This window comes from Pseudomonas sp. CFBP 8771 (assembly GCF_014841695.1).
GTDB lineage: Bacteria > Pseudomonadota > Gammaproteobacteria > Pseudomonadales > Pseudomonadaceae > Aquipseudomonas > Aquipseudomonas baltica.
On the sequence record NZ_JACYUJ010000010.1, the window covers coordinates 87,880 to 104,641 of the forward strand.

19 protein-coding genes are annotated in these 16,762 nt (G+C 62.2%); 12 read left to right on the forward strand and 7 right to left on the reverse strand.

Translation table 11 applies throughout. From position 1 onward, the window contains the following. The first annotated feature begins 7 nt into the window (after nt 1–7). From IFT80_RS20695 to IFT80_RS20730, 8 genes are all read left to right on the forward strand, one after another. Complete coding sequence (locus IFT80_RS20695) at nt 8–832, forward strand: ABC transporter permease (protein ID WP_122477168.1); 825 nt, start codon at nt 8–10, stop codon at nt 830–832. Nucleotides 833–907: 75 nt separating this feature from the next. Continuing rightward, nucleotides 908–1,582 carry a ribulose-phosphate 3-epimerase gene (gene rpe / locus IFT80_RS20700; RefSeq protein WP_122477170.1) on the forward strand — a complete coding sequence of 225 codons (675 nt, stop codon included), beginning with the start codon at nt 908–910 and terminating at the stop codon, nt 1,580–1,582. Beyond that, the gene (locus tag IFT80_RS20705; protein WP_192138236.1) at nt 1,579–2,397 is read left to right on the forward strand and encodes a phosphoglycolate phosphatase; all 819 of its coding nucleotides are present in this window, start codon (nt 1,579–1,581) and stop codon (nt 2,395–2,397) included. The genes rpe and IFT80_RS20705 overlap by 4 nt, the downstream gene beginning before the upstream one ends. A 59-nt stretch (nt 2,398–2,456) precedes the next feature. After that, nucleotides 2,457–3,935 carry an anthranilate synthase component I gene (gene trpE, locus IFT80_RS20710; protein WP_192138238.1) on the forward strand — a complete coding sequence of 493 codons (1,479 nt, stop codon included), beginning with the start codon at nt 2,457–2,459 and terminating at the stop codon, nt 3,933–3,935. A gap of 77 nt (nt 3,936–4,012) precedes the next feature. Continuing rightward, entirely contained in the window at nt 4,013–4,612 is a 600-nt protein-coding gene (locus tag IFT80_RS20715; protein WP_122477174.1) for an aminodeoxychorismate/anthranilate synthase component II, read from the forward strand. Nucleotides 4,613–4,621: 9 nt separating this feature from the next. After that, the gene (trpD, locus tag IFT80_RS20720; RefSeq protein ID WP_122477175.1) at nt 4,622–5,671 is read left to right on the forward strand and encodes an anthranilate phosphoribosyltransferase; all 1,050 of its coding nucleotides are present in this window, start codon (nt 4,622–4,624) and stop codon (nt 5,669–5,671) included. Further along, entirely contained in the window at nt 5,668–6,468 is an 801-nt protein-coding gene (gene trpC / locus IFT80_RS20725) for an indole-3-glycerol phosphate synthase TrpC (RefSeq protein ID WP_192138240.1), read from the forward strand. Before trpD ends, trpC begins: the two co-directional genes overlap by 4 nt. A 41-nt stretch (nt 6,469–6,509) precedes the next feature. Next, nucleotides 6,510–7,199 (forward strand): lipoate--protein ligase family protein, encoded by a 690-nt coding sequence (locus IFT80_RS20730; protein WP_192138242.1) that lies wholly within the window; start codon nt 6,510–6,512, stop codon nt 7,197–7,199. 31 nt (nt 7,200–7,230) lie between these two features. Here IFT80_RS20730 and crp read toward each other — a convergent pair whose 3' ends face one another. Further along, entirely contained in the window at nt 7,231–7,869 is a 639-nt protein-coding gene (gene crp, locus IFT80_RS20735) for a cAMP-activated global transcriptional regulator CRP (protein WP_122714955.1), read from the reverse strand. Between the two features lie 200 nt (nt 7,870–8,069). Between crp and IFT80_RS20740 the strand changes: the two genes are divergently transcribed. Then, nucleotides 8,070–8,492, forward strand: coding sequence for an OsmC family protein (locus tag IFT80_RS20740; protein ID WP_122477181.1), 423 nt, complete (start codon nt 8,070–8,072; stop codon nt 8,490–8,492). A 49-nt stretch (nt 8,493–8,541) separates the two neighbouring features. On the opposite strand, the gene coq7 is transcribed toward IFT80_RS20740, so the two are convergent. From coq7 to hemJ, 4 genes are all read right to left on the reverse strand, one after another. Beyond that, nucleotides 8,542–9,189: a 2-polyprenyl-3-methyl-6-methoxy-1,4-benzoquinone monooxygenase gene (gene coq7 / locus IFT80_RS20745; RefSeq protein ID WP_122714957.1), complete on the reverse strand. Its 648-nt coding sequence runs from the start codon at nt 9,187–9,189 to the stop codon at nt 8,542–8,544. Between the two features lie 78 nt (nt 9,190–9,267). Continuing rightward, nucleotides 9,268–9,606 carry a histidine triad nucleotide-binding protein gene (locus IFT80_RS20750; protein ID WP_043192498.1) on the reverse strand — a complete coding sequence of 113 codons (339 nt, stop codon included), beginning with the start codon at nt 9,604–9,606 and terminating at the stop codon, nt 9,268–9,270. Between the two features lie 69 nt (nt 9,607–9,675). Continuing rightward, the gene (locus IFT80_RS20755; protein WP_185795316.1) at nt 9,676–10,449 is read right to left on the reverse strand and encodes an SDR family NAD(P)-dependent oxidoreductase; all 774 of its coding nucleotides are present in this window, start codon (nt 10,447–10,449) and stop codon (nt 9,676–9,678) included. A 95-nt stretch (nt 10,450–10,544) separates the two neighbouring features. Then, nucleotides 10,545–10,970: a protoporphyrinogen oxidase HemJ gene (gene hemJ / locus IFT80_RS20760; RefSeq protein WP_192138244.1), complete on the reverse strand. Its 426-nt coding sequence runs from the start codon at nt 10,968–10,970 to the stop codon at nt 10,545–10,547. Nucleotides 10,971–11,105: 135 nt separating this feature from the next. Between hemJ and argC the strand changes: the two genes are divergently transcribed. Both argC and erpA read left to right on the forward strand, forming a co-directional pair. Beyond that, nucleotides 11,106–12,140 (forward strand): N-acetyl-gamma-glutamyl-phosphate reductase, encoded by a 1,035-nt coding sequence (gene argC / locus IFT80_RS20765; RefSeq protein WP_192138246.1) that lies wholly within the window; start codon nt 11,106–11,108, stop codon nt 12,138–12,140. Nucleotides 12,141–12,280: 140 nt separating this feature from the next. Continuing rightward, the gene (gene erpA, locus IFT80_RS20770) at nt 12,281–12,631 is read left to right on the forward strand and encodes an iron-sulfur cluster insertion protein ErpA (protein ID WP_122477191.1); all 351 of its coding nucleotides are present in this window, start codon (nt 12,281–12,283) and stop codon (nt 12,629–12,631) included. A gap of 59 nt (nt 12,632–12,690) precedes the next feature. Here erpA and IFT80_RS20775 read toward each other — a convergent pair whose 3' ends face one another. Then, nucleotides 12,691–13,782 carry an anhydro-N-acetylmuramic acid kinase gene (locus tag IFT80_RS20775; protein WP_192138248.1) on the reverse strand — a complete coding sequence of 364 codons (1,092 nt, stop codon included), beginning with the start codon at nt 13,780–13,782 and terminating at the stop codon, nt 12,691–12,693. 3 nt (nt 13,783–13,785) lie between these two features. Further along, entirely contained in the window at nt 13,786–15,249 is a 1,464-nt protein-coding gene (locus tag IFT80_RS20780; protein ID WP_192138250.1) for a peptidoglycan DD-metalloendopeptidase family protein, read from the reverse strand. Nucleotides 15,250–15,458: 209 nt separating this feature from the next. Here IFT80_RS20780 and tyrS point away from each other — a divergent pair, with 209 nt between their 5' ends. Continuing rightward, nucleotides 15,459–16,658 carry a tyrosine--tRNA ligase gene (gene tyrS / locus IFT80_RS20785; protein ID WP_185795312.1) on the forward strand — a complete coding sequence of 400 codons (1,200 nt, stop codon included), beginning with the start codon at nt 15,459–15,461 and terminating at the stop codon, nt 16,656–16,658. Nucleotides 16,659–16,762: the final 104 nt, after the last annotated feature.

Genomic DNA, 16,762 nt, shown 5'->3' on the forward strand with positions numbered 1-16,762 from the left:
CACTGACATGACGAGCCCTTACCTGTCGCCCATCGAACGCCTGTGGTTCTACACCCTGCGCATCCTGTGCGGTTTGATTCTGCTGTTCCTGATCCTGCCGGTACTGGTGATCATTCCGCTGTCGTTCAACTCCGGCAGCTTTCTGGTGTATCCCCTGCAGGGCTTTTCGCTGCACTGGTACCAGGATTTCTTCGGTTCGGCAGAGTGGATGCGCGCGCTGCGCAACAGCGTGATCATCGCCCCGGCCGCCACGGTCGTCGCGATGATCTTCGGTACCCTGGCAGCAATCGGTCTGACCCGCGGCGACTTCCCTGGCAAGTCCCTGGTGATGGCCTTGGTCATTTCGCCGATGGTGGTACCGGTGGTGATCATCGGCGTGGCCAGTTATCTGTTCTTCGCGCCGCTGGGGATGGGCAACAGCTTTCTCTCGCTGATCGTGGTGCACGCGGTGCTGGGTGTACCGTTCGTGATCATCACGGTGTCGGCGACGTTGCAGGGTTTCAACCACAACCTGGTGCGGGCGGCGGCCAGCCTTGGCGCTTCGCCGCTGACCACGTTCCGTCGGGTGACCCTGCCGCTGATTGCACCGGGGGTGATTTCCGGCGCGCTGTTCGCCTTTGCCACCTCGTTCGATGAAGTGGTGGTGACCCTGTTCCTGGCCGGGCCGGAGCAGGCCACCTTGCCTCGGCAGATGTTCAGCGGCATCCGCGAGAACCTCAGCCCGACCATCGCCGCCGCCGCCACCCTGCTGATCGTCTTCTCGGTGTTGCTGCTGCTGGTACTGGAATGGCTGCGCGGCCGCGGCGAAAAGCTGCGCACCGCCGCCGTTTGACAGGGCTTGTTCGCCCGCTCATCCCAGCTGAGCTACAATGCGCGCCACCGTGATTCCAGCCTGAATAGGTGCGCCATGCAGCCCTTCGCAATTGCCCCGTCCATACTCTCCGCGGACTTCGCCCGCCTGGGCGAAGAAGTCGATAACGTACTCGCCGCTGGCGCCGATATCGTCCACTTCGACGTGATGGACAACCACTATGTCCCCAACCTCACCATCGGCCCGATGGTGTGTGCGGCGCTGCGCAAATACGGCGTCAGCGCGCCCATCGATGTCCATCTGATGGTCAGCCCGGTCGACCGCATCATCGGCGACTTCATCGAGGCAGGTGCCAGCTACATCACCTTCCACCCCGAGGCGACCCAGCACATCGACCGCTCGCTGCAATTGATCCGCGAGGGCGGCTGCAAGGCCGGTCTGGTATTCAACCCGGCCACACCGCTGAACCTGCTCGAATACGTCATGGACAAGGTCGACATGATCCTCCTGATGAGCGTCAACCCCGGCTTCGGCGGCCAGAAGTTCATTCCCGGTACGCTGAACAAGCTGCGCGAAGCCCGCGCCCTGATCGACGCCAGCGGCCGCGATATCCGCCTGGAGATCGACGGTGGCGTCAACGTCGCCAACATCCGCGAGATCGCCGCCGCCGGGGCCGACACTTTCGTTGCCGGCTCGGCCATCTTCAACGCGCCGGACTACCGCCATGTGATCGAGCAAATGCGCACGGAATTGACGCTGGCCCGTTCATGAGTGCCATGGAGCAGCTGTTTCCCGGCGGCCTGCCACGGCTGGTGATGTTCGACCTGGACGGCACGCTGGTGGACTCCGTACCCGATCTGGCCGCCGCCGTCGACACCATGCTGGCCCAGTTGGGGCGCGCGCCGGCGGGGCTCGAAGCTGTCCGCGAATGGGTTGGCAACGGTGCCCGCGTGCTGGTTCGCCGGGCGCTCGCGGGTGGCCTCGAGCACCAGCACGTGGGCGAGGCGGAAACCGCGCACGCCCTCGAGCTTTTCTCGGCGGCCTATGCGTCCAGCCATGCCTTGACCCAGGTCTACCCAGGCGTGCACGAAACACTGAAATGGCTGCACAAGAAACGCGTGAAGATGGCGCTGATCACCAACAAGCCGGAGCGCTTCGTCGCCCCCTTGCTGGACCAGATGGGCCTGGGCCGCTATTTCAAGTGGATCATTGGCGGCGACACGCTGCCCCAGCAGAAGCCCGATCCGGCTGCCCTGTTTTTCGTCATGAAAATGGCCAAGGTCAAGGCGCAGCATTCCTTGTTCGTCGGCGATTCACGCAGCGACGTGCAGGCGGCCAAGGCTGCCGGCGTGACCTGTATTGCGCTCAGCTACGGCTACAATCACGGGCGTCCGATCGCCGAGGAATCACCGGCGCTGGTGATCGACGATCTGCGCGCGCTGATGCCTGGTTGCTTCGATCCGGCCACTGGGATAACGTTGGCCAACGGCAACTCCCCCGCTCATAGAGATTCCATCGTGGTGGTCACTCGCAAACTCTGGATGAAAGTCATCAAGGCCCTGGCCCGCTGGCGTTGGCGCGCCTGACTTTTCCGTTCCAACGTTTGCCCACAGACCGTTCGACCCCTCCATCACGAGGCTGAATCATGACCCGCGAAGACTTCCTGCGCCTGGCTGCCGAAGGCTACAACCGCATTCCGATGGCCCACGAAACCCTGGCCGACTTCGACACACCCCTGTCCATCTACCTGAAGCTGGCCGACCAGCCCAATTCCTACCTGCTGGAATCGGTGCAGGGCGGCGAGAAGTGGGGCCGTTACTCGATCATCGGCCTGCCGTGCCGCACCGTCCTGCGCGTCCATGGCTACCACGCCAGCGTGACCTGCGACGGCGTCGAGATCGAAGCGTGCGAAGTCGAAGACCCGTTGGCCTTCGTCGAAGCTTTCAAGGCGCGCTACAACGTGCCGAGCATTGCCGGTCTGCCACGCTTCAACGGTGGCCTGGTCGGTTACTTCGGCTACGACTGCGTGCGCTACGTTGAAAAACGCCTGGGCCAGTGCCCCAACCCCGATCCGCTGGGGGTTCCGGACATCCTGCTGATGGTGTCCGACGCCGTGGTGGTGTTCGACAACCTGGCGGGCAAGATGCACGCCATCGTCCTCGCCGATCCCGCCCAGGCCGACGCGTACGAACAGGCCCGCAGCCAGCTCGACACCTTGATGGACCGACTGCGCCAGCCCATCGCCCCGCGCCGCGGTCTGGATTTCAACCGCCCGCAGGCCAGTGACCCGGTGTTTCGTTCAAGCTTTACCCAGTCCGACTACGAAGGCGCCGTCGACACCATCAAGGAGTACATCCTGGCGGGCGACGTCATGCAGGTGGTGCCGTCACAGCGCATGTCCATCGACTTCAAGGCCGCGCCGATCGACCTGTACCGCGCACTGCGCTGCTTCAACCCAACGCCCTACATGTACTTCTTCAATTTCGGCGACTTCCATGTGGTCGGCAGCTCACCCGAAGTACTGGTGCGTGTCGAGGACGACCTGATCACCGTACGCCCGATTGCCGGAACGCGCCCACGCGGTGCTACCGAAGAAGCCGACCATGCGCTTGAAGTCGACCTGCTGTCCGACGACAAGGAGATCGCCGAGCACTTGATGTTGATCGACCTGGGCCGCAACGACGTGGGCCGGGTATCGGAAGTCGGCTCGGTGAAGCTGACCGAAAAGATGGTCATCGAGCGTTACTCCAACGTGATGCATATCGTGTCCAACGTGACCGGCCACCTCAAGCAGGGCCTGACCGCGATGGACGCCCTGCGCGCCATTCTGCCGGCAGGCACCTTGTCCGGCGCGCCGAAGATCCGCGCCATGGAAATCATCGACGAGCTGGAGCCGGTCAAGCGCGGTGTCTACGGCGGCGCGGTCGGCTACTTCGCCTGGAACGGCAACATGGACACCGCGATCGCCATTCGTACCGCGGTCATCAAGAACGGTGAGCTGCACGTGCAGGCCGGCGGCGGCATCGTCGCCGACTCGGTGCCTGCGCTGGAATGGGAAGAGACGCTGAACAAGCGTCGCGCCATGTTCAAGGCCGTGGCCCTGGCCGAGCAGTCGTCAGACTGATTCCGGACCCGGCAAGCCAGTGTCCACCGGTTCCAGCGAGCAGGTGGTCCGTCAGCAGATTCGAGAGGTTAAGCACCATGTTGCTCATGATCGACAATTACGACTCCTTTACCTACAACGTCGTGCAGTACCTGGGCGAACTGGGCGCCGACGTCAAAGTCATCCGCAACGATGAACTCAGCATCGCCCAGATCGAAGCCTTGGCACCTGAGCGCATCGTCGTGTCGCCCGGTCCCTGCACTCCCAACGAAGCCGGTGTTTCCCTCGACGTGATCCGGCATTTTGCCGGCAAGCTACCGATCCTCGGCGTCTGCCTGGGCCACCAGTCCATCGGCCAGGCCTTCGGTGGCGACGTGGTCCGCGCCCGTCAGGTCATGCACGGCAAGACCAGCCCGATCACCCACACCGACCTGGGTGTGTTCGAAGGCCTCAATCACCCGCTGACCGTCACCCGCTACCACTCATTGGTGGTGAAGGCCCAGACCTTGCCCGAGTGCCTGGAGCTCACGGCCTGGACGACCCACGAAGACGGCACGGTGGACGAAATCATGGGCCTGCGGCACAAGACTCTGAATGTCGAAGGCGTGCAGTTCCACCCCGAATCGATCCTGACCGAGCAAGGCCACGAGCTGTTCGCCAACTTTCTCAAGCAGACCGGCGGCAGCCGCCAGGGCTAAGGAATACCCATGGATATCAAGAGCGCGCTGACCCGTATCGTCAGCCAGCTGGACCTCACCACCGAGGAAATGCGCGCGGTGATGCTCGACATCATGACCGGCCAGTGCAGCGAAGCGCAGATCGGCGCCTTCATGATGGGCATGCGCATGAAAAGCGAAACCATCGACGAGATCGTCGGCGCCGTGACGGCAATGCGCGAACTCGCCAGCAAGGTCGAACTGCGAACCCTGGACAAAGTGGTCGACATCGTCGGCACCGGTGGCGACGGCGCCAACATCTTCAACGTGTCCACCGCCTCGGCATTGGTCGTCGCGGCAGCCGGCTGCACGGTGGCCAAGCATGGCAACCGCGCGGTGTCCGGCAAGAGCGGCAGCGCCGACCTGCTCGAAGCTGCCGGGGTCTACCTCAACCTGGACGCACAGCAGGTCGCCCGCTGCATCGACAGCGTCGGCATCGGCTTCATGTTCGCCCAGGCCCATCACAGTGCCATGAAGCACGCGGCCATCCCGCGCCGCGACCTGGGCCTGCGGACCCTGTTCAACATGCTCGGCCCGCTGACCAACCCGGCCGGCGTCAAGCATCAGGTGGTGGGTGTGTTCACCCAGGCCTTGTGCCGACCGCTGGCCGAAGTGCTCGCGCGCCTAGGCAGCAAGCATGTACTGGTGGTGCATTCGCGCGATGGCCTGGACGAATTCAGCCTTGCCGCGCCGACCTTCGTTGCCGAGCTCAAGAATGGCGAGGTCAGCGAATATTGGGTCGAGCCCGAAGACCTCGGCATCAAGAGCCAGAGCTTGCATGGCCTGGTGGTCGACAGCCCGGCAGCCTCGCTCGAATTGATCCGCGACGCCTTGGGTCGGCGCAAGACCGAGCAGGGCGAGAAAGCGGCCGAAATGATCGTGCTCAACGCCGGCGCCGCGCTGTACGCTGCCGACGTGGCGAGCAGCCTGAAAGAGGGCGTGGCCATGGCTCACGATGCATTGCACACCGGGCTGGCCCGCGAAAAGCTCGAAGAACTGGGTGCCTTTACCGCGGTATTCAAGCAGGAGAACGAAGCATGAGCGTGCCCACCGTGCTGGAAAACATACTGGCGCGCAAGGCGCAGGAAGTGGCCGAACGGCGCGCGCGAGTCAGCCTCGCCGAGCTTGAGCGTCTTGCCACAGCAGCCGACGCACCGCGCGGGTTTGCCCAGGCCTTGATCACCCAGGCTGCTTCGAAGCGGCCAGCCGTGATCGCCGAGGTCAAGAAAGCTTCGCCAAGCAAGGGCGTCATCCGCGAACACTTCGTTCCGGCCGACATCGCCCGCAGCTACGAGAAGGGCGGGGCTACCTGCCTGTCGGTGCTGACCGACATCGACTTTTTCCAGGGCGCCGACCTGTACTTGCAACAGGCACGCGGCGCCTGCCAGCTGCCGGTGATCCGCAAGGACTTCATGATCGACCCCTATCAGGTGATCGAGGCACGGGCACTGGGCGCCGACTGTATCCTGCTGATCGTCTCGGCACTGCAGGATGCGCAAATGGCTGAACTTGCCGCCGTGGCCAAAGGGCTCGGCCTCGACGTGCTGGTCGAAGTGCACGACGGCGATGAGCTGGAGCGCGCGCTGAACACCTTGGACACACCGCTGGTCGGGGTCAACAACCGCAACCTGCACACCTTCGACGTCAGCCTGGAAACCACCCTGGATCTGCTTCCACGCATTCCACGTGATCGCCTGGTGATCACCGAGAGCGGAATTTTCAACCGCGCCGATGTCCAGTTGATGGAAATCAACGGGATCTACTCCTTCCTGGTCGGCGAAGCATTCATGCGCGCCGAAGATCCAGGCCTGGAGCTGCAGCGGTTGTTCTTCCCCTGATCCAACGGCCGCCTTGGCCTTCACCTCATGAGTCTCAGTCAATGCTTGTGCATTTGCCTACGGAACAGGGTTTGCGCGCCGAGCAGGATCTGCTCGGCGCTGTCTGCAAAGGCGAGCAAGCCTGGGGTTTGCTGTTCTGGTGCCCGACGGATCGCACGCTGGTGATGCCACGACGCATGAGCCGCCTCGATGGTTTCCAGGAGGCCAGCCTCGCCTCGGCCGCCAGCGGCTGGCCGGTGCTGCTGCGCGAAACCGGCGGCGAACCGGTGCCCCAGTCGTCATCCACCATCAACGTCGCGTTGGTGTATGTCGCTCCGCAGCCTGAGGGCGACCAGCACCGTATCGAAACGGCTTACCGCCGCCTGTGCCAGCCGTTGCTCGATGCCCTTGAACGGCTGGGTGGCAGTGCGTCGTTGGGGGAAATAGAAGGGGCTTTTTGCGATGGCCGTTTCAACGTCAATCTCGACGGCCGCAAATGGGTCGGCACGGCGCAGCGTTGGCGCCAGGGCTTGAGCGGCACACGTCCGGTGGTGTTGGTGCACGGGGCGATGCTGATGGATGACGAGCGTGAATCCATGGCAGCAGCGGTCAATCTGTTCAATCGGCAGTGTGGTCTGGAACAGCGGGTCAAGGCCGACAGCCATATCGCGCTGCATGAACGTCATCCCGCCCCTGACCTGATCGACGAACTGCACGCCGTCTATACGCGGATGCTGTCGGCGTTGGCCTGAACGCTGCCCGAGCGTCGAGGCTGCCTTGCGCTCAGCGCGTGCCGAACACCACCATGGTCTTGCCTTTGACATGGACCACGCTACGCTCCTCCAGGTCCTTGAGCACGCGACCGACCATCTCTCGTGAACAACCCACGATACGCCCGATTTCCTGCCGGGTAATCTTGATCTGCATGCCATCGGGGTGGGTCATGGCGTCGGGCTGCTTGCACAGGTCGAGCAGGCAGCGGGCAACCCGTCCGGTCACATCGAAGAACGCCAGGTCGCCGACCTTGCGCGTAGTGTCGCGCAGACGTTGCGCCATCTGTCCACCCACCGCGTAGAGCATCTCCGGCTCCTGCTGGGCCAATTCGCGAAACGCGGCATAGCTGATCTGCACCACTTCGCATTCGGTCTTGGCGCGTACCCATGCGTTGTGTGCCTGTGTGCCGCTTGCAGTCTGAAACAGGCCCAGCTCGCCGAAGAAATCGCCAACGTTGAGGTAGGCAATCACCAGCTCCCGACCTTCCTCCGCCTCGATCACCACCGTCGCCGAACCTTTGAGAATCAACGAAAGCGAGTCGTCACGCGCACCTGCGGCAATCAAGGTGGTCTTGGCGGCGAACCGATAACGCTGACCGTGTGCGAGCAGCTTCTCGAGGTTCTTGATCTTGTGCGCGGCAGCGGTCATGACTTGGTTCCGGAAAGGGCAATCTATCTGCATGAATCACGGCGATACGCCAGTACATTGGCGTCAGCTTATCAGACACACTCCAGAGTCACACGCCATTTAGAAGGCGAGGCAGGCGGTTCGGCCGATCCTGCCTCATCAATCGTTACAACTGCGCTGTGTTAAGCTCACCCGCTTTATGAACACGGGAGTCCGGAAAGATGAAGGCGCGTATTCAATGGGCCGGCGAGGCCATGTTTCTGGGCGAGTCAGGCAGCGGCCATGTCGTGGTCATGGACGGGCCTCCCGAAAGCGGCGGTCGCAACCTGGGCGTGCGCCCCATGGAAATGTTGCTGCTGGGCCTGGGCGGCTGCAGCAACTATGACGTGGTCAGCATTCTCAAGAAATCGCGGCAACCCATCGAAAGCTGCGAGGCCTTTCTGGAAGCCGAACGCGCCAGCGAAGACCCCAAGGTCTTCACCAAGATCCACCTGCATTTCGTGGTCAAGGGCCGCGGCTTGAAAGAGGCCCAGGTCAAGCGTGCGGTGGAACTCTCGGCAGAGAAGTATTGCTCGGCATCCATCATGCTGGGACGCGCCGGCGTCGAGATCACCCATGACTACGAGATCGTCGAGCTGGGATGAATGAAAAAGGGCGCTCACCGAGCGCCCTTTCTGCATGCCCCATGCGCATTCAGATGCGATAGGTGCTCTTGGTCATGACCTTGGCCAGCAAACTCATGCCAAAGCGTATCGGTGCCGGAAACCTGGCTCCGCCGGCGTCGAGCGCCGATTCGGCGTGGGCCTGCTCATCACTGCGCATCTGCGCCAGGATCGCCCGCGATTTCACGTCCTCGGCAGGCAGTTGCAGCAGATGCTCGTCGAGGTGCTTGACCACCTGGTGCTCGGTGGCTGCCACGAAGCCCAAGCTCACACGGTCACTGATAATCCCTGCGGCTGCACCGATACCGAACGACATCCCATAGAACAGCGGATTGAGCACACTGGTATGGCTGCCCAATTGACGAATGCGCTGCTCGCACCAGGCCAGGTGATCCACTTCCTCTTCTGCTGCATGCTCCATGGCCTTGCGCACCTGAGGCAGCTTCGCAGTCAGTGCCTGGCCTTGGTACAGTGCCTGCGCGCAGACCTCACCGGTGTGATTGATGCGCATCAGTCCGGCCACGTGCCGGCTCTGTTGCTTGTCCATCGTCACCTCGGGCTGGACGACGGCCGGCGACGGTCGCGACGGATGGCCGCTGAACGGCAGCAGGGTGCGCATGGCCGTGTCGGCCTGCAGCAACAATCGGTCAATCGGCGAGTAGTGACGCTGGGTAGCCATGGGCACCTCCGTTGAAATCTTGCCTGCATGTTGGCGCACGAGCGCGCAGCCCTGGGCTGCGGCTCGAATGAATGCCGGTCAGCCGGGCGGCCAGTTCATCTGGCGCTGCCCCAGCACATGCATGTGTATGTGGTAGACGGTCTGACCGCCCAGTTCGTTGCAGTTCATCACCACCCGGAAACCTTCTTCGCAACCCAGCTCCTTGGCCAGGCGCTGGGCGGTGAACAGAATGTGTCCTGCCAGGCCCTTGTCGTCTTCGGTCAGGTCGTTGAGCGTACGAATGGCCTTTTTCGGGATGACCAGGAAATGCACCGGAGCCTGGGGCGCAATATCGTGGAAGGCCAACACCTGGTCGTCCTCGTAGATGATCCTGGCCGGAATCTCCCGGTTGATGATCTTGGTAAACAGAGTATCCACAATGCATCTCCATGGCGGTCGAAGGGTCAGTGTACTGAGGCTTGCGTCCAGCGCCCAGTGTTGCCTGCTTCAATGCGGGGCATAGGCCTTGTTGATCCACCCGGCCAATCTCCGCGTCAGCCAGCGCGGGAACAGGCGTGGAGCCCTTGCCAGCCAGCCATTGCGCCGTCCGGGCACGATCACCGCGCGATCGCGGGCGAGCGCGCGCACGGTCTGCAAGGCGACCTGCTCGGCGTCCAGCACCAGCGAGCTGCCCGCCAGGCGCGGAATTCGCCGTTGGCTTGCGCGTACGGGGCCCGGGCACAGCACCGAGACCTTCACCCCGGTCTGCTTGAGTTCCTCGCGCAACCCTTCGGAAAAATGCAGGACATAGGCCTTGCTGGCCGCATAGCTGCTCATCCATGGGCCGGGTTGAAACGCGGCCAGCGAGGCTACATTGAGAATCTGCCCACCGCCCTGCACGGCCATGGCGTTGCCCAGGGCATGGCAGAGGCGGGTCAGGGCCAGAATGTTCAGTTCGATCAGGTCCTGTTCCTGGCTCCAGTCCTGAGCAAGAAAATGCCCATGGGAGCGCACGGCGGCACAGTTCACCAGCAGGTCGATCTGACGTTCGCTTTCCTCGAGCTCCAGCAGGAAACCAGATAGCCGCAATGGCTCGCCGAGGTCACAGGCACGAAACAGTACTTCCACACCAAAGCGCTGGGTCAGCTCAGCAGCGATGATTTCCAACGGGTCACGGTGGCGCGCCACCAGCAGCAGGCTGCGTCCGCGCCTGGCCAGGGCTTCGGCCATGGCCAGGCCCAGGCCTGCCGACGCGCCTGTGATCATGGCATAACGGGTCATCGAATTCTCCATACCCGCGCCAGGCAAGCTGGCGCGATTTCATATGGACAGTCTACAGGGCGCACCGGCTTTGAGCGCGTTGCTTGTGCGCAGGATCAGAATGGCTTGACCACCACCAGAATCACCACGGCCAGCAGCACCAGCACCGGAATTTCGTTGAACCAGCGGAAAAACACATGGCTGCGCTTGTTTTCGCCCCGCGCGAAACGCTTCATCTGCGCGCCGCATACGTGGTGATAGACGGTCAACAAGATGACCAGGGTCAGCTTGGCATGCATCCACCCCTGGCTCATCCAGCCCGGCGACAGCGCGATCAGCCAGATGCCGAAGATGAACGTGGCGATCATCGCCGGCGTCATGATCCCGCGGTACAGCTTGCGCTCCATGACGGCGAAGCGTTCGCGGCTGACTGTGTCCTCGCTCTGGGCGTGGTAGACGAACAGGCGCGGCAGGTAGAACAACCCGGCAAACCAGCAGACAACGCTGACGATGTGCAAGGCCTTGATCCATAGATAAAGCATTTCCAGTTATTCCCAGGTTCACGGTAGCGTCGATAGTAGAGTCTGCCAGCGCTCACGTCATCTCAACGGTTGTTACACAGACGCAGGCCCCCTATCATCGAAGGCTTTCCAGTCGCATCGTGAAGAGGGCAGTTTATGGTCAAGGTCGGTATCGTCGGCGGCACGGGTTATACCGGGGTCGAACTACTGCGTCTGCTGGCGCAGCATCCGCAGGCGCAGGTAGAGGTCATTACCTCCCGATCCGAGGCTGGCCTGCCCGTTGCCGACCTGTACCCCAACCTGCGAGGCCACTACGACGGCCTGGCGTTCAGCGTCCCTGACATCAAGACGTTGGGTGCTTGCGACGTGGTGTTCTTCGCCACGCCCCATGGCGTCGCCCATGCCCTGGCCGGTGAGCTGCTCGCGGCGGGAACCAGGATCATCGACCTGTCCGCCGACTTCCGTCTGCAGGATGCCGATGAATGGGCCAAATGGTACGGCCAGCCCCATGGTGCACCCGAGCTGCTGGTCGACGCTGTCTACGGCTTGCCCGAGGTCAACCGCGAGCAGATCCGTCAGGCGCGTCTGATCGCCGTGCCGGGTTGCTATCCCACGGCCACCCAGCTGGGTTTCCTGCCGCTGCTCGAGGCCGGCCTGGCCGACAACACGCGCCTGATCGCCGACTGCAAGTCGGGTGTCAGCGGCGCGGGTCGTGGCGCCAGCGTAGGCTCGTTGTTCTGCGAGGCAGGTGAAAGCATGAAGGCCTACGCAGTCAAGGGGCATCGCCATCTGCCTGAAATCACCCAGGGCTTGCGTCGCGCGGCTGGCGGCGAAGTGGGCCTGACCTTCGTTCCCCATCTCACTCCAATGATCCGTGGCATTCACTCCACGCTGTACGCCACCGTCGTCGACAAATCGGTCGATCTGCAGGCGTTGTACGAGGCGCGTTATGCCGACGAGCCGTTCGTCGATGTCATGCCGGCCGGCAGCCACCCCGAGACCCGCAGCGTACGCGGCGCCAATGTCTGCCGGATCGCCGTGCATCGCCCACAGGGCGGTGATCTGGTCGTCGTGCTTTCGGTCATCGACAACCTGGTCAAGGGGGCGTCGGGCCAGGCCGTACAGAACATGAACATCCTGTTCGGCCTGGACGAGCGCTTCGGTCTGTCTCACGCCGGCATGCTGCCCTGACGCTTGCCGCAGTGGTTTCCAGAGGCCCGCTTGCGGGCCTCTTTGCGTTTGCCACTGGCTAATTCTTGACCATTTTCGTAGGAGAAGCGGATAATGCTGCCATTGAGCATTATGACGGCGTACGCCGGGAGAACTTCTACATGAGCGTCGAATCCTTTACCCCCATGGCTTTGCAATTCACCCAAGGGGCCGCCATCAAGGTCAAGAACCTGGTCGACGAAGAGGGTAATGATCGCCTCAAGCTGCGCGTCTTCGTCACCGGTGGCGGCTGCTCGGGCTTCCAGTATGGCTTCACCTTCGATGAAGACGTTGCCGAAGACGACACCATCGTCGAGCGCGAAGGCGTCAGCCTGGTGGTCGATCCCATGAGCTTCCAGTACCTGGCCGGCGCGCAGGTGGATTACCAGGAAGGTCTGGAAGGTTCGCGGTTCGTCATCAACAACCCGAACGCCAGCACCACTTGCGGTTGCGGTCAGTCCTTCTCGATCTGATCCAGCGCCAACAAAAACGCCGCGCATCTGCGCGGCGTTTTCGTTTCAGGCGTCAGGCTTCAAGCCGGGTATATAGCGCCCAGTACTCGCAGGCCGCGTGCGCCAGTCACGCTCGGCCGATTGGCGGCTATGCCCTGCAGGCAGCAATCGGCCAGCCAGGCGAACGCCATTGCCTCGACCCAGTCCGGGTCGACACCGGCTTTCGCCGTACTGGCCACCTGAGTGTCTGGCAACAAGGCTTGCAGGCGCGTCATCAGCGTCTGGTTGTGCGCGCCGCCGCCACAGACCAGCAGCGCATGGGTGGTCGGCTGGGCGACACGCAGCGACTGTACGGTACTCTGCGCGGTCAGCTCGAGAAGCGTTGCCTGAACGTCGGCATCGGCGAGCGCGGGCCGCGCCTCCAGGTGTCGCTGCAGCCACCCCAGATTGAACACCTCGCGGCCCGTGCTTTTCGGTCCGCTGCCAGCGAAGAACGGGTCGCCCAGCAGCGCGCCGAGCAAATGCGGCTGTAGCGTGCCGGTTGCTGCCCAGGCGCCACCCTGGTCATAGTCCAGGCCGCGCTTGAGCTGAATCCAGGCATCCATCAGCACATTGCCAGGTCCGCAATCGAAACCGCTGACCGGCGTATTCCCGCCAATCAGGCTGAGGTTGCTGAAACCACCCACGTTGAGCACCGCACGCGCCTCGCCTTCGGCGCCGAACAGGGCCTCGTGGAAAGCCGGCACCAGGGGAGCACCTTGACCACCGGCTGCGACATCGCGGCGGCGAAAATCGCCTACCACAGTGATCTGGGTCAGTTCTGCCAGCAGGGCAGGGTTGCCAATCTGCACGGTGAAGCCACGGGCAGGCTCGTGGCGAACGGTCTGGCCGTGGCTGCCGATGGCACGGATGTCTGCAGGGGCCAGTTGCTGTGCGGTGAGCAAGGCCGATATGCCATCAGCCGCCAACGCGACCCACTGGTTTTCCGCCAGAGCGGCCCGGGCTATCTCATCCGGCCCGCTGGCGCACAGTTCCAGCAGTTGCTGGCGCAGCGCTTCGGGCATAGGCACGTAGTGTGTCGCGACCAGCCGAGTCGAGCGGTCCTGCTCGATCAGGGCAATGTCCAGCCCGTCCAGGCTGGTGCCGGACATTACCCCCAGGTAGTAAGTCATGACTCAGCGCTTGCTCGCCAACAGCGTCGTCCGCTCGGCGTCCATCTTCGCCATCAACGGCTGGCTCAGCTGGTTGAAACGCTGTTTTTCGGCCTTGGCAATCGGGTCGGCCATCGGCAGCTTCTGGCCCAGTGGGTCAACATGGACACCATTGACCTGGAACTCGTAGTGCAAGTGCGGGCCCGTGGACAAACCGGTGGTGCCGATGTAGCCGATGACCTGGCCTTGCTTGACGCTGCCGCCGGTCTTGATGCCCTTGGCAAAGCCCTGCATGTGCCCGTACAGCGTGGTGTAGCTGTTGCCGTGCTGGATGATCACGGTATTGCCGTAGCCACCGCGGCGGCCGGCCAGCGTTACCTTGCCATCACCGGCGGCTTTGATCGGCGTGCCCCGTGGCGCTGCATAATCGACACCCTTGTGCGCGCGAATCTTGTTCAGGATCGGATGCTTGCGGCCCATCGAGAAGCGCGAGCTGATGCGGGCAAAGTCCACCGGTGTACGAATGAACGCCTTGCGCATGCTGTTGCCATCGGCGGTGTAGTAGTTGCTGTTGCCTTGCTTGTTGGTGTACCGGACTGCGGTATAGGTCTTGCCGCGGTTGGTAAAGCGCGCGGCCAGGATGCCGCCAGTGCCGATCACCTTGCCGTTGAGCACACGCTGCTCGTAGACGATATCGAACTCATCGCCCTGGCGAATATCCTGAGCGAAGTCCACGTCGTAGCCGAAGATGCTGGCCATGTCCATGGTCTGGCTGTGGGACAGTCCAGCGCGCGCCGCAGATTGCGACAGGGAGTTCTTGATGACCCCGTGCGCATAGGCTTCACGCGTCACCGGCTTGCTGGTTTCACGCTCGAATGCGAAACCATTGCCGGCCTTGGTCAGGCGGATGGTGTCCAGCTCGCTGACTTTGCTGTGCAGGCCCAGCAGATCGCCTTCCGGCGACAGCTCGAACTCCAGCAGTTGCCCACGCTTGAGCTGGGTGAACTGCTTGGCCTTCTTGTCAGTGCCTACCACTTGGGCGGCGGTGGAAGCTGGCAGACCAACCTTTTCGAACAGCGTGGAGAGCGTGTCGCCCTTGGCCACAACGACTTGACGGTGCGAAGGCTCTTTCTTGACCGCTGCGACGTCCTTGGCGACAGTCGCTTCCTTGCTCGCAGCTACCTGAGGAGTAGCCGGCGCAGCTGGCTGTGCAGCCTGCTCGGTGTCTGTCGAATCGCTGGTCTCGATCTGGGCGAATGGCGCGGGAGCAGCCTGCTCGGCGATCGGGGCTACCGGAGTGTCCTGTTCGGCGTCCTTGAGCTGTTCTGCGGGAGCCGGCATTTCCAGGCTCATGGTGGTGCGCTTTGCTTCCACATCACTGGAGGGGAATACCAGCAAGGCAAGGCTGAGGAGGGCGGCTATGCCGCTGGCAGCCACAAGGTGGCTCTTCGGATAAAGCGGCGGCGCTTTAGGCGGTTGCTTGGTCATAGGTGATTTTTTGACTTTTGAAGATGGAAAGATGAGATGAATGACATGATGAAGATGAAATAACTGTATAAAATATAACCAAAACCCCTCTAAAGCAAGCTCGCAGACGTTTGCTTGGCGCCAATGAGTCACATCTGTGCTCGCGCCTTGTATTTGACCCGTGATCTTGTATGGTTGAGCCCTTTGAATCCGAGCGTTGTAGGACCTATATGAAGTCTGTTGAAGAGCAGCTGGCGCTGATCAAGCGCGGCACTGAAGAGGTGCTGGTCGAATCCGAACTGGTCGAGAAGCTCAAGCGCGGTCAGCCGCTGCGTATCAAGGCAGGCTTCGACCCCACCGCTCCGGATCTGCACCTGGGTCACACGGTGCTGATCAACAAGCTTCGGCAGTTCCAGGAGCTGGGTCACCAGGTCATCTTCCTTATAGGTGACTTCACAGGCTCCATCGGTGATCCCAGTGGCAAGAGCGCCACGCGCCCGCCCTTGACCCGTGAGCAGGTGCTCGAGAATGCCGAAACCTACAAGGCCCAGGTGTTCAAGATCCTTGACCCGGCCAAAACCGAGGTGGCGTTCAACTCCACCTGGATGGACGTCCTCAGCCCGGCCGATTTCATTCGCCTGGCTTCGCAGTACACCGTGGCGCGCATGCTCGAGCGTGACGACTTCAGCAAGCGCTACACCAGCAACCAGCCGATCGCCATCCACGAGTTCCTCTATCCACTGGTTCAGGGTTATGACTCCGTCGCCCTGCGCGCAGACGTCGAGCTGGGCGGTACCGACCAGAAATTCAACTTGTTGATGGGGCGCGAGTTGCAGCGCGCCTATGGTCAGGAAGCTCAGTGCATCGTCACCCTGCCGTTGCTGGAAGGCCTGGACGGCGTGAAGAAGATGTCCAAGTCGCTGGGTAACTACGTCGGCATCCAGGAAGCGCCCGGCATCATGTACAGCAAGCTGGTCTCCATCCCGGATGCGTTGATGTGGCGTTACTTCGAACTGCTCAGCTTCCGCAGCATGGACGAGATCGAAGCGTTCAAGGCTGACGTGGAGGCCGGCGCCAATCCTCGTGACATCAAGATCAAGCTCGCCGAAGAAATCGTCGCGCGATTCCATGGCGAGGAAGCCGCCCAAAGCGCGCACAAGGCTGCGGGCAATCGCATGAAGGAGGGCGAGTTGCCGGAGGATCTGCCGGAGATGGATATCGCAGGCGCTGAAGATATGCCCATCGCCGCCATCCTTAATAAAGCAGGGATGGTCAAGAACGCCGCGGGCGCTCGCGATCTACTTAATGCCGGAAGTGTTCGTGTAGATGGCGTCGTGGTAGACCGGACATTCGTCTTCACGCTGGGTGCGACCCATATAGTGCAGGCTGGGAAGAAGGCTTTTGCCCGCATTACGCTAAAAAACGAATAATCCAAAACAAGGGCTTGACGGCGAATTTGAAGTGTCTATAATTCGCCCCACTTCCGGCGCAGCCGAAACGATAAACTCCTTGTTAATCAATGAGTTGGCCGTTT

Coding starts and splice junctions, on each gene's coding strand:
- IFT80_RS20695 (WP_122477168.1), top strand. CDS start 8: ATGACGAGCCCTTACCTGTCGCCCATCGAACGCCTGTGGTTCTACACC.
- rpe (WP_122477170.1), top strand. CDS start 908: ATGCAGCCCTTCGCAATTGCCCCGTCCATACTCTCCGCGGACTTCGCC.
- IFT80_RS20705 (WP_192138236.1), top strand. CDS start 1,579: ATGAGTGCCATGGAGCAGCTGTTTCCCGGCGGCCTGCCACGGCTGGTG.
- trpE (WP_192138238.1), top strand. CDS start 2,457: ATGACCCGCGAAGACTTCCTGCGCCTGGCTGCCGAAGGCTACAACCGC.
- IFT80_RS20715 (WP_122477174.1), top strand. CDS start 4,013: ATGTTGCTCATGATCGACAATTACGACTCCTTTACCTACAACGTCGTG.
- trpD (WP_122477175.1), top strand. CDS start 4,622: ATGGATATCAAGAGCGCGCTGACCCGTATCGTCAGCCAGCTGGACCTC.
- trpC (WP_192138240.1), top strand. CDS start 5,668: ATGAGCGTGCCCACCGTGCTGGAAAACATACTGGCGCGCAAGGCGCAG.
- IFT80_RS20730 (WP_192138242.1), top strand. CDS start 6,510: ATGCTTGTGCATTTGCCTACGGAACAGGGTTTGCGCGCCGAGCAGGAT.
- crp (WP_122714955.1), bottom strand. CDS start 7,869: ATGACCGCTGCCGCGCACAAGATCAAGAACCTCGAGAAGCTGCTCGCA.
- IFT80_RS20740 (WP_122477181.1), top strand. CDS start 8,070: ATGAAGGCGCGTATTCAATGGGCCGGCGAGGCCATGTTTCTGGGCGAG.
- coq7 (WP_122714957.1), bottom strand. CDS start 9,189: ATGGCTACCCAGCGTCACTACTCGCCGATTGACCGATTGTTGCTGCAG.
- IFT80_RS20755 (WP_185795316.1), bottom strand. CDS start 10,449: ATGACCCGTTATGCCATGATCACAGGCGCGTCGGCAGGCCTGGGCCTG.
- hemJ (WP_192138244.1), bottom strand. CDS start 10,970: ATGCTTTATCTATGGATCAAGGCCTTGCACATCGTCAGCGTTGTCTGC.
- argC (WP_192138246.1), top strand. CDS start 11,106: ATGGTCAAGGTCGGTATCGTCGGCGGCACGGGTTATACCGGGGTCGAA.
- erpA (WP_122477191.1), top strand. CDS start 12,281: ATGAGCGTCGAATCCTTTACCCCCATGGCTTTGCAATTCACCCAAGGG.
- IFT80_RS20775 (WP_192138248.1), bottom strand. CDS start 13,782: ATGACTTACTACCTGGGGGTAATGTCCGGCACCAGCCTGGACGGGCTG.
- IFT80_RS20780 (WP_192138250.1), bottom strand. CDS start 15,249: ATGACCAAGCAACCGCCTAAAGCGCCGCCGCTTTATCCGAAGAGCCAC.
- tyrS (WP_185795312.1), top strand. CDS start 15,459: ATGAAGTCTGTTGAAGAGCAGCTGGCGCTGATCAAGCGCGGCACTGAA.